Origin of the sequence: Pseudomonas fluorescens, assembly GCF_001307275.1 — a bacterium.
Classification (GTDB): domain Bacteria; phylum Pseudomonadota; class Gammaproteobacteria; order Pseudomonadales; family Pseudomonadaceae; genus Aquipseudomonas; species Aquipseudomonas fluorescens_AA.
This window is the reverse complement of sequence record NZ_CP012831.1, coordinates 6437150-6447711: the sequence shown is the minus strand read 5'-3', so window position 1 is coordinate 6447711 and position 10562 is coordinate 6437150. Positions and strand designations below refer to the sequence as shown.

The window sequence follows — 10562 nt, the reverse complement described above, 5'->3', positions numbered from 1 at the left end:
CTGTCTCTCCTTGACGCGCATCCATGGAGCCCGGCGCCACGTTGGCCGGGTCTGAAATCAACGCACTCATGGTTATTTATGGAAAAGTCGAAGTTTCGCAAAATCGCTATCGTGCTCGTACTGGTCGTGGTGGCCGGTCTGATTTTCTACAGCGCGCAATCGCCGGGCAAACCGCCGGAGTACCTGACCGCCACGGTCGAGCGGGCTGACATCGAGAACTCGGTGTTGGCGAGCGGGACGCTCCAGGGGGTCAAGCAAGTCGACGTCGGTGCCCAGGTATCGGGCCAGCTTAAATCGCTCAAGGTCAAGTTGGGCGACAAGGTCAAGAAGGGCCAGTGGCTGGCGGAAATCGACCCCATGCTGGCACAGAACTCATTGCGCCAGACCCAGGTCAACGAAGAGAACCTGATGGCCAAGCGGCAGGCCACGGCGGCGCAACTCAAGGACGCCAAGGCCACCTATGACCGCTACAAAAAACTGCAGCCGGACGACGCGATCTCCAAGCAGGAGTACGAGACTGCCGAGTCGAACTACAAGGTGGAAGCGGCGAACCTGCTCTCTCTCGATGCGCAGATAAAGGACGCCCGTATCCAGGTGGAAACCGCACGGGTCAACCTGGCCTACACCCACATCGTCGCGCCGATAGACGGCTATGTCGTGGGGATCGTGACGCAGGAAGGCCAGACTGTGATCGCCGAGCAACTGGCGCCGGTCCTGCTCAAGCTCGCCGACCTGGACACCATGACGGTCAAGGCGCAGGTATCGGAGGCCGATGTGATTCACATCGTTCCCGGCCAAGAGGTGTATTTCACCATCCTGGGGGAGTCGGAAAGGCGCTACTACGCCACACTGCGAGGCACCGAGCCTGCGCCGCAGAACTTCCTCGAAACCCAGGCAGCCGGGGCGCCCAAACAGAACACTGCGGTGTTCTATAACAGCCTCTTCGATGTGCCGAACCCCGATCATCGCCTGCGTATCTCCATGACTGCCCAGGTTCGTATCGTCTTGGACAAAGCCAAGGATGTGTTGACGGTTCCCGTCGCCGCGCTGGGGGCGAAAAACCAGGATGGCAGCTTCGTGGTCCGTGTGCTCGATGCCGAAGGCAAGGCTCAGCCACGCAACGTGCAGACGGGCATCAACAATAACGTCAGGGCCGAGATCAAGGATGGCCTGGCTGAAGGTGACAAGGTTGTCATCGGCGAGCCGACCCCCGCCGTGGCAGGAGCCTGACCATGACGCGACCACTGTTGGAACTCGAGGGCATCACCCGCAGTTTCCTTGCGGGCGAAAAGGCGTTCATAGCGCTCAAGAACATCAACTTGACGATCAATGCGGGCGAGGTGGTCGCGATCACCGGTGCTTCCGGTTCCGGCAAGTCGACGTTGATGAATGTACTCGGCTGCCTCGATCATCCGGACGCCGGAAGCTATAAGGTGGACGGGCGCGAAACCGGTTCGATGGACGACCGTGAACTGGCCAGGTTACGTCGCGACCACTTCGGTTTCATTTTCCAGCGCTACCATTTGCTGCCGCACCTGAGCGCCTTGCACAACGTCGAGATGCCGGCTATTTACGCCGGTGCCGCCGAGTCACAGCGCCACAACCGTGCCGGGGACCTGTTGAAGCGCCTGGGATTGGTGGGGCACCTGAGCAATCGGCCGAGTCAACTCTCGGGTGGCCAGCAGCAGCGGGTGAGTATCGCTCGGGCACTGATGAATGGCGGCGAGATCATTCTGGCGGACGAACCCACCGGTGCGCTGGACACCACCAGTGGCAAGGAAGTCATGAAGATCCTGCTGGAGCTCAATGCGGCGGGGCATACGGTCATCATCGTGACCCACGATGAGAAAGTGGCGGCTCACGCCCAGCGTATCATCGAGATCCGCGACGGTGAAATCGTCAGTGATCGTCCCAATCCGCAGAGGCCGCTGCAAGATCCGTCGGCACAAGACACGCGCCCGGCCAAGGTCAAGCCCACGAACGGCCTGCTCGCCAGCTTCGGCCTGTTCAGCGAAGCGTTCAACATGGCCTGGGTGGCGCTGGTCTCGCATCGAATGCGAACCCTGCTGACCATGTTGGGCATCATTATCGGTATCACCTCGGTGGTATCGATCGTGGCGATTGGCGAAGGGGTCAAGCAATATGTCCTCAAGGACATCCAGGCGATCGGCAGCAACACGATCGAAATCATGCCTGGGTCCGACTGGGGGGACAGTCGCTCGACGGCTATCGAAACGTTGGTGTTGTCCGATGTGACCGCCCTGGGCGACCAGTATTACATCGACAGTGCGACGCCCAACCTGGGTCGCAACCTGCTATTGCGTTATGAAAACATCGATGTCAATGCGACCGTCAACGGTGTGAGCGCGAGTTATTTCCAGGTTCGCGGAATCAAGATCGGCTCGGGTGTGGCATTCAGCAAGGACGATGCCCGGCGGCAATCGCAAGTGGTAGTCATCGACCACAACACAAGTCACAGATTGTTTGGCTCGCACACAGACCCGCTGGGTAAGGTGATTCTCGTCGACAACCTGCCTTGCACGGTCATCGGCGTGACCGAAGACCGCAAAAGCGTCTTCAATACCAGCAAAAACCTGAACATCTGGATGCCCTATGAAACCGCGGCTGGTCGGTTGCTGGGCCAGCGTTTCCTGGACAGCATCACGGTGCGGATAAAGGACGGGCAACCGAGCAAATTAGTGGAGGACAACGTAGTCAAGCTCCTGACCCAACGTCATGGTATCAAGGACTTTTTCACCTACAACCTCGACAGTGTGATGCAAACGGTGCAGAAGACCAGTCAATCGCTGGCGCTGCTGCTCTCGCTGATTGCGATCATCTCGCTGGTGGTCGGTGGCATCGGTGTAATGAATATCATGCTGGTCTCGGTGACCGAGCGTACCCGGGAGATTGGTATCCGCATGGCTGTCGGTGCACGCCAGTCCGACATCCGCCAGCAGTTCCTGGTGGAGGCGGTGATGGTGTGCCTGATGGGGGGCACGATTGGCATCGCCTTGTCGTTTGGTATCGGTTACGTCTTTTCGATCTTCGTCAAGGAGTGGCAGATGGTGTTCTCGGTGGGATCGATCGTCACCGCTGTCGTCTGTTCGACCCTGATCGGCATCGTGTTCGGCTTCGTGCCCGCGCGCAATGCCGCGCGACTCGATCCGATCAATGCACTGGCACGGGACTGACCCGGGCTACCCAGGCTTGAAGCCAGGTAGGGAACCCTGTGGCGAGGGAGCAAGCTCCCTCGCCACATAAGGTGTGCCTGGCGCCTTATACCGCTACGCGTGCCGCATGCGGACGAGTCTCGCCGACCTTCCTCACCGCCTGTTCGAAGCGGTCCAGCACCATGCCGACCTCGGTCTCGGTGATGGTCAGGGGCGGCAGGAACCTGAGCACTGCGCCATGACGCCCACCGGTTTCCATCATCAAACCGTTGTCGAAACAGTTGAGCTTGATGGCGTGTGCCCGGGCGCCGTCAGCCTGGCCGGCGCGCTGGTTGTCGGCCGGCTTGGTGATTTCCACGCCGATCATCAGTCCGCGACCGCGGATATCGCCGATGAATGGAAAACGCTGCGCGATGTCCCGCAGGCCACTTTCCAGTCGTTCGCCCATCCGGGCGGCATGGGCGACGAGATGGTCCTTGCGGATTTGCTGCATGGTGGCAGCGCCGGCAACCATCGCCACCTGATTGCCGCGGAAGGTCCCCGCATGCATGCCGGGGCCCCAGGTATCCAGATGTTCGGCGTAGACGATCACTGCCAGTGGGTAGCCACCGCCGATGGCTTTGGACAGCACCAGGATATCGGGGACGATGCCGGCGTGCTCGATGGCGAATGTGCTGCCGGTACGACCCAGGCCGGTCTGGACTTCATCGACGATCAGCAAGATGTCCTGCTCGAGGGTGATTTCCCGTAGCGCCCGCAGCCAGTTGGCCGAGGCCGGGATGCAGCCGCCTTCGCCTTGCACCACCTCGACGATGACCGCCGCCGGTTTGGCGATGCCGCCCTCCGGGTCCGAGAGGACGGTACGGATGTAGTCGATGGACAGTTGATCGGTATGCTCGCCATTGGTGCCGAACGGGCATCGAAACCGATAGGGGAAGGGCAGAAAGTGCGTGCCTTGGGCGATCAGGCCATCGCCGGTCTTGGGGGACAGCTTGCCCATCGCCGACAGTGCGCCGGCCGTCATCCCGTGGTAGCCGCCGTGGAACGCCATCAATGGCGAGCGCTTGGTGTAGTGGCGGGCCAATTTGATGGCGGCCTCGACGGCATCCGAACCGCTGGGCCCGCAGAAGAGAATCTTGCTGGTGTCGCGCATTTGCGCAGGCAGCATCGAGAACAGCTCCTGCACGAACGCATGCTTGGCCGGTGTGGCCAGGTCCAGTGCCTGCTGCAGGTGATCGCTGTCGAGGAAGCGCATCACCGCATCCCGGACCTCGGGCGGGTTGTGCCCCAGGGCCAGTGTCCCGGCGTTCGACAGGCAATCGAGGAACTCCTGGCCGCTGGCATCCTTGATACGCATGCCCTTGCCGCTGACGAACAGGCGCTGGAAAGTCTGTGCATAGGTACGTGCGTTCGACTCGACGTTTTCGAGGTAAGTGAGTGCTTCCATATTCGATCATCCATTGGCTATGGAACGTGAACCGAGCGGGGCCATTCATGCTCGACAGCAAGTGCAGCCATTACTGGGCAGGTCGGGCTCATTTCAACAGGCCCCCGTCTTTATCGCGAGTTTTCCTGCCGACACCTGTCCCCAATTTCCACGCCAGACATTGGAGCGGGCGCAAGGTTAAATAACTGCCATACGAGCCTCATCAAGCCATCGTTAATAATCCGCCATCTCCCTGAGTTGTGCCGGTGCCGGGTGCTTGCTGTTTTCACCTTTGACACCCCTAGAGAACCCTATGCATGTCTTCAAGCCTCCAGAGAGCATATTGCTGGTGACACTGTGTGCGGTGGCCTTGAGTGGCTGCGTATTGGGTCCTGACTATCGGGTGCCAGACGTCCCGATCGCCGCCAAATGGCAGGCACCGGTGCCCCATGGCGCGTCCGTGGCCGCGTTGGCCGACTGGTGGCGGCAATTCGATGACCCGGCATTGACCGAGCTGTTGCGCCTGGCCGAAGCCGATAGCCCGTCCATGGACCAGGCTTGGGCGAATATCTCGCTGGCCCGTGCGACCGCCGACAGTGACGCCGCCGATGCCTTGCCCAAGTTCGACGGCAGGCTGTCCGGTGGCCGGGGCGGGCAGCAGACCGGTTCGCAGCGCCTGGGGGGCTCAGGTTCCTCTGCAACGATGGATGCCGCCTGGGAGCTCGATCTGTTCGGCAAGTTGCGCCGCAACAATGAAGCCGCCAACTCCCGCGTCGAAGCACGGGTGGATGACTGGCATGACGCGAGGGTTTCCCTGGCGGCCCAGGTGGGTGATTACTACGTGCAGTACCGAGGCTGCCAGAAGTTGGTATTGGCTTACCGTGACCAGGCCCAGTCACAGCAAGACACCGCGCGCATGACGCGCCAGTCGTTCGGGGCGGGCTTCACGTCCTCCGCCGACGCCGCGCTGGCCGATGCCAGTGCCGCCAGCAGCGCTGCTGCCCTGGTCCAGCAGCAGAGTGAATGCCAGGTGCTGCTCAAGAGCCTGGTGGCACTGACAGGCAGTGATGAAGGGCGACTGCTGGACGTGCTGGGCCACACGCCGGCGCAACTGCCCAAGCCGGCAGAACTCAATGTGCAACAGGTTCCGGCCGACTTGCTGCGCCAGCGCCCGGACATTGCCTCCGACGAGCGCGAGCTGGCAGCGGCGAATGCCGAGATCGGCGTGGCCCAGGCTGATCGCCTGCCGAGCCTGAGTCTTTCCGGGACGATTTCCGTGGGAACCATGGTGGGCCAGCGCAACCGTTCCTGGTCGCTGGGCCCGGTGCTGTCGGTTCCGCTGTTCGACGGTGGCAAGCGGCGCGCCGCGGCGCAGGGTGCCAAGGCCTCGTATGACGCGGCCCTGGCGGTCTATCGCCAAACGCTGCGCACCGGTGTGATGGAAGTGGAGCAGGCCCTGGTGCGTCTCGATGCGGCACGTCGCCGAGAGTCGGATGTGGAGCGCTCCACCGCAGGTTTCCGGGAGTCTTTCGAGGCCATCGATCGCGGTTGGCAGGCCGGCAATGTCAGCCTGCTGGACCGGGAAACCGCACGCCGCCAGGCGCTGACAGCCGAGATTGAATTGATCACCTTGCAGCAGAATCAAGTGCGCTACTGGATCGCCCTGTACAAGGCACTGGGGGGCGGCTGGCAAGCCGATCAGCCCCTGGCGCGGAGTCGGGCATCGGGCGGGGACGGCGCGTGAGGTCGCGACCAGGCAAGTTCGCGTTGGCGATCGCAGTGTGCGCGATCGTGGTGGCGCTGATCTATTTTCGCCGGGGCGCTGAGCCAGTCGAGGCCGCCCCCCGGGTCAGCAGCTTGAGCGTGGAAGTCGTCCAGGCGCAACGCCAGGTCTGGCCACAGTTACTGTTTGCCAACGGCGCGCTCGCCCCCTGGCAGGAAGCGGTCATCAATGCCGAGACCAGCAACCTGCGCATCGCCAGTATCGAGGCCGATGTGGGCAGCCGGGTGAAGAAAGGCCAATTGCTGGCCACGCTGGCCAGCGAAACGGTGGTTGCCGAAGAGCACAAACAGAAGGCGCTCGTCGCCCAGGCCGGCGCGAACCTGGAGCAGGCCCGTTCCAATGATCGTCGGGCCCGGGTCGTCGGGCAGGGCGGGGCCCTGTCGGAGCAACAGCGTGAAGACTACCGGATCAAGGTCGCGCTGGCCGAGGCTGACCTTGCCGGTGCTCGTGCCGAATTGCAGAGCACGCGGATCAGGCTCGGACAAACCCGCATCCTCGCCGTGGACGATGGCATCATTTCGGCGCGCACGGCGCTGCTTGGCAAGGTGCTCTCCGCCGGCGACGAGCTGTTTCGCATGGTGCGCGACGGCCGCATCGAATGGCAGGCCGAGCTGGATGCCCGCCAACTGGCCCAGGTTCAGCCAGGCCAGGTCGCCCGTATGACGTTGCCCGACGGCCAGAGCCTGGAAGGGCGCGTGCGGCTGGTATCGCCCACGTTGAATACCAAGACCAGCCGGGGATTGATCTACGTCTCCCTGCCCACCGACAGCGCCGCCCAGGCCGGTATGTATGCCAGCGGCCAGATCGAGCTGGCGCCCCGCGAGGCCGTTACGGTGCCAGACACTGCCGTCATCCTGCGGGACGGGCGTTCCTATGTGTTCACGCTCAATGATGACATGCGCGTAGTCCAGCGACCGGTGGTGGTCGGCCGACGCTTGCATCAGGCCGTGGAGATTCTCAGCGGCCTCGATGAGCCTGCCCGAATCGTGCGTGCTGGCGGTGCGTTCCTCAACGATGGTGCGAGTGTGACCCTCGTTCAATCCCAGGTCGCCCAGCCATGAACATTTCAGCCCTGTCGATCCGCCATCCGGTGCCGGCCGTCATGCTGTTCATTCTGCTGACGCTCTTTGGCCTGTCGGGTTTCGAGAAGCTCGCCATCCAGGATTTCCCGGACATGGACCTGCCAGTGGTGGTGATCAGCGCCACGCTGGAGGGCGCGGCCCCGGAGCAACTGGAAACGGAAGTGGCGCGCAAGATCGAGGACAAGCTGACGTCCCTGCGCCTCCTCAAGCACGTGACGACGACCATCACCGATGGTGCCGTCAACATCAGCATCAGCTTTGACATCGACAAGGATGGCAACGAGGCGCTCAACGAAGTGCGTAACGCGGTCGACAGTGCCATGGCGCAGTTGCCGGCGAGCCTGGACACACCCTCGGTTTCGCGGCTGACCACCAGCGCCTCGGCATTGCTCACCTATGTCATCGACTCCGATAACCTGGATGAAGAAGCGTTGTCGTGGTTCGTCGACAATGAGTTGAGCAAACAGCTGCTGGCGGTGCCTGGGGTGGCGATGATCGCGCGCATGGGCGGTGTCGACCGGGAAGTCCAGGTCAATCTCGATCCGGCCCTGATGGCGGGCCTGGGTATTCGTGTCACGGACATCGCCAACCAGTTACGGGCGATGCAAAAGGACAACTCCGGTGGCCAGGGCAATCTGGGCAGTGGCCAGCAAGCCATGCGGACCCTGGGTGCCATTGACGATCCGGCGGCCCTCGGTGCCATCGACATTCCCAGCGGCGACGGTCGCCTGCTCGCCCTGGGGCAGTTGGCCGACATTCGCGACACCCACGCCGAACGCAGCACCCGGGCGTTTCGCGATGGCAGGCCCGTGATCGGTTTCCAGGTCACCCGTTCCCTGGGGTTCTCCGATGTCGGAGTCGCCAATGACGTACGCAAGGCCATGATCGCGTTTGAAAAACAGCATCCCAACGTGCAGATCGTTGAAGCCAGTGACACGGTCAAGGCCGTGCTCGCCAACTATCACGATTCGATGAATTTGCTGTACGAAGGCATGCTGTTGGCGGTGCTGGTGGTCTGGTGGTTCCTGCGGGACTGGCGCGCCACGCTCATCGTCGCCACGGCACTGCCGCTGTCGATCATCCCCACCTTTGGCGTGATGTACCTGGCCGGGTTCACCCTCAACGCCGTCTCCCTGCTGGCCCTGGCGCTGGTCATCGGTGTGCTGGTGGACGATGCCATCGTCGAGATCGAGAACATCGCGCGACACTTGCGCATGGGCAAAACCCCGCTTCAGGCCGCCACCGAGGCCGCGGATGAAATCGGTCTGGCGGTGCTCGCCACCACGGCCACCCTGGTCGCAGTGTTCCTGCCCACGGCGTTCATGGGGGGGATCGCCGGAAAGCTGTTCCGCCAGTTCGGCGTGACGGCGTCGGCGGCGCTGCTGTTTTCACTGCTGGTGGCACGGCTGCTGACGCCGATGATGGCGGCTTATTTCCTCAAGGCAAGGCATGAAGCCGACCATGACAGCCCGTTGATGACTCGCTACCTGGGCTGGATCCATGCCAGCCTGACTTGGCGCAAGACGACGATGGGCCTGGCCGGCCTGTGCTTCGTCGGGGCTCTGGCGCTGGTCCCGTTGCTGCCCACCAGCTTCCTGCCAGCGCAGGACACCGGCCGCAGCAAGATAACATTGGAGATGCCGCCAGGAACGACACTGGAACACACCACCGCGATGGCCTTGCAGGCCAGCGAGCGACTGCGCGAACTCCCCGACGTCACGCATGTGTTCAGCTCGGTGGGGACCGCCAGCAGTTCGGGCGCCGGGCCTGGCGATATCACTGGCGCCGGCGATGCGATCCTGACGGTGGAGCTGGCGCCTCGGAATGTACGCGATCGCAAGCAGGTGGAGGTCGAAGCGCAGATGCGCCAGGTGTTGCGCACGCTTGCGGGAGTACGCATCAATGTTGGCGGCGATGGCAGCGGAGAGAAGCTCAATATCGTGCTTGCCAGTGATGACGGCGATCTGCTGGAGCGCACGGCAAGCGCCCTTGAGCCCCAGTTGCGTGAGTTGCGCGGGATCGGCAATGTCTCGTCCAGCAGCGCCTTGCAACGACCGGAAATCCAGATGCGGCCGGATTTTGCCCGGGCAGCGGAATTGGGCATCACCAGCCAGGACATCGCCGATACCTTGCGCATGGCGACTTACGGCGAATACTCCTCGCAACTGGGAAAGATCAATTTGTCCCAGCGCCAGGTGGACGTGCGAGTGCGCATGGATTCGCTGTTGCGCGACGACTTGCAGGCGATCAGCCAATTGCGGGTAACCGGTCGAGACGGCCAGGTCGCACTGGCCTCGTTGGGGGACATCAGCATGGGCAGTGGGCCGGCGCAAATCAGCCGACTGGACCGTCTGCGCAATGTCACCCTGTCTATCGAGCTCAACGGTCGCAACCTGGGTGAGGTCATGGCCGAGGCCCGCCAACTGCCGGTGATGCGCAACTTGCCAGCCGAAGTGAAACTGGTGGAGCAGGGCGAATTGCAGTTGATGACGGAGTTGTTCGCCAGCTTCGGCCTGGCCATGGCCATCGGCGTGTTTTGTATTTATTCAGTTCTGGTGTTGCTGTTTCACGACTTCTTGCAACCAGCCACGATTCTTTCGGCCCTGCCGCTCTCGCTGGGTGGCGCGTTGTTGGCCTTGCTGGTGTGCAATTTCAGTTTTTCCCTGTCGTCGGTCATCGGCTTGTTGATGTTGATGGGCATCGTGACCAAAAACTCCATTCTGTTGGTGGAGTACGCCATCATGGCTCGCCGCGATTATGGCCTGGGTCGATACGATGCGTTGGTGGATGCTTGCCACAAGCGTGCCCGTCCGATCCTGATGACCACCATTGCGATGGGGGCCGGGATGTTGCCGACGGCGATGGGAATGGGCGAAGACCCGAGTTTCAGGCAACCGATGGCGGTGGTGGTCATGGGTGGTTTGCTGACGTCGACGTTGTTGAGCCTGCTGGTGGTGCCGGTGATTTTCACTTACGTGGACGATGCGCTTGAATGGCTGAAGCGTCGCACTCGATCGCCAATGGAAGAGGGGGCGCTAGAGGAAGTTTGAGGGGGAAAACAATATTCCCCCAACAAGTACTCGATTCGGTCAGTGAGC

5 protein-coding genes and 2 pseudogenes are annotated in these 10562 nt (G+C 62.2%); 6 read left to right on the top strand and 1 reads right to left on the bottom strand.

Going from position 1 to position 10562, the window contains the following annotated elements:
• Positions 1–78 precede the first annotated feature (78 nt).
• The 3 genes and pseudogenes from macA to AO356_RS33505 all read left to right on the top strand — a co-directional run.
• Positions 79–1230, top strand: coding sequence for a macrolide transporter subunit MacA (gene macA, locus AO356_RS28230; RefSeq protein ID WP_060742627.1), 1152 nt, complete (start codon positions 79–81; stop codon positions 1228–1230).
• Positions 1231–1232: 2 nt separating this feature from the next.
• Positions 1233–1920 (top strand): annotated as a pseudogene (locus tag AO356_RS33510) (ABC transporter ATP-binding protein); the annotation flags it as partial.
• Between the two features lie 65 nt (positions 1921–1985).
• Positions 1986–3194, top strand: a pseudogene (locus AO356_RS33505) (ABC transporter permease); the annotation flags it as partial.
• Positions 3195–3279: 85 nt separating this feature from the next.
• On the opposite strand, the gene AO356_RS28220 reads toward AO356_RS33505, so the two are convergent.
• The gene (locus AO356_RS28220; RefSeq protein ID WP_060742625.1) at positions 3280–4620 is read right to left on the bottom strand and encodes a diaminobutyrate--2-oxoglutarate transaminase family protein; all 1341 of its coding nucleotides are present in this window, start codon (positions 4618–4620) and stop codon (positions 3280–3282) included.
• A gap of 292 nt (positions 4621–4912) precedes the next feature.
• Here AO356_RS28220 and AO356_RS28215 point away from each other — a divergent pair, with 292 nt between their 5' ends.
• From AO356_RS28215 to AO356_RS28205, 3 genes are read left to right on the top strand one after another with little or no spacing between them, the layout of a single operon-like run.
• Entirely contained in the window at positions 4913–6343 is a 1431-nt protein-coding gene (locus tag AO356_RS28215; RefSeq protein ID WP_060742624.1) for an efflux transporter outer membrane subunit, read from the top strand.
• Entirely contained in the window at positions 6340–7443 is a 1104-nt protein-coding gene (locus tag AO356_RS28210) for an efflux RND transporter periplasmic adaptor subunit (protein WP_060742623.1), read from the top strand. Before AO356_RS28215 ends, AO356_RS28210 begins: the two co-directional genes overlap by 4 nt.
• Positions 7440–10514: an efflux RND transporter permease subunit gene (locus AO356_RS28205; RefSeq protein WP_060742622.1), complete on the top strand. Its 3075-nt coding sequence runs from the start codon at positions 7440–7442 to the stop codon at positions 10512–10514. The genes AO356_RS28210 and AO356_RS28205 overlap by 4 nt, the downstream gene beginning before the upstream one ends.
• Positions 10515–10562 lie beyond the last annotated feature (48 nt).

Bases quoted from the DNA above. Each gene is read 5' to 3' on its own strand.
- macA (WP_060742627.1), top strand. From the start codon at position 79: ATGGAAAAGTCGAAGTTTCGCAAAATCGCTATCGTGCTCGTACTGGTC.
- AO356_RS28220 (WP_060742625.1), bottom strand. From the start codon at position 4,620: ATGGAAGCACTCACTTACCTCGAAAACGTCGAGTCGAACGCACGTACC.
- AO356_RS28215 (WP_060742624.1), top strand. From the start codon at position 4,913: ATGCATGTCTTCAAGCCTCCAGAGAGCATATTGCTGGTGACACTGTGT.
- AO356_RS28205 (WP_060742622.1), top strand. From the start codon at position 7,440: ATGAACATTTCAGCCCTGTCGATCCGCCATCCGGTGCCGGCCGTCATG.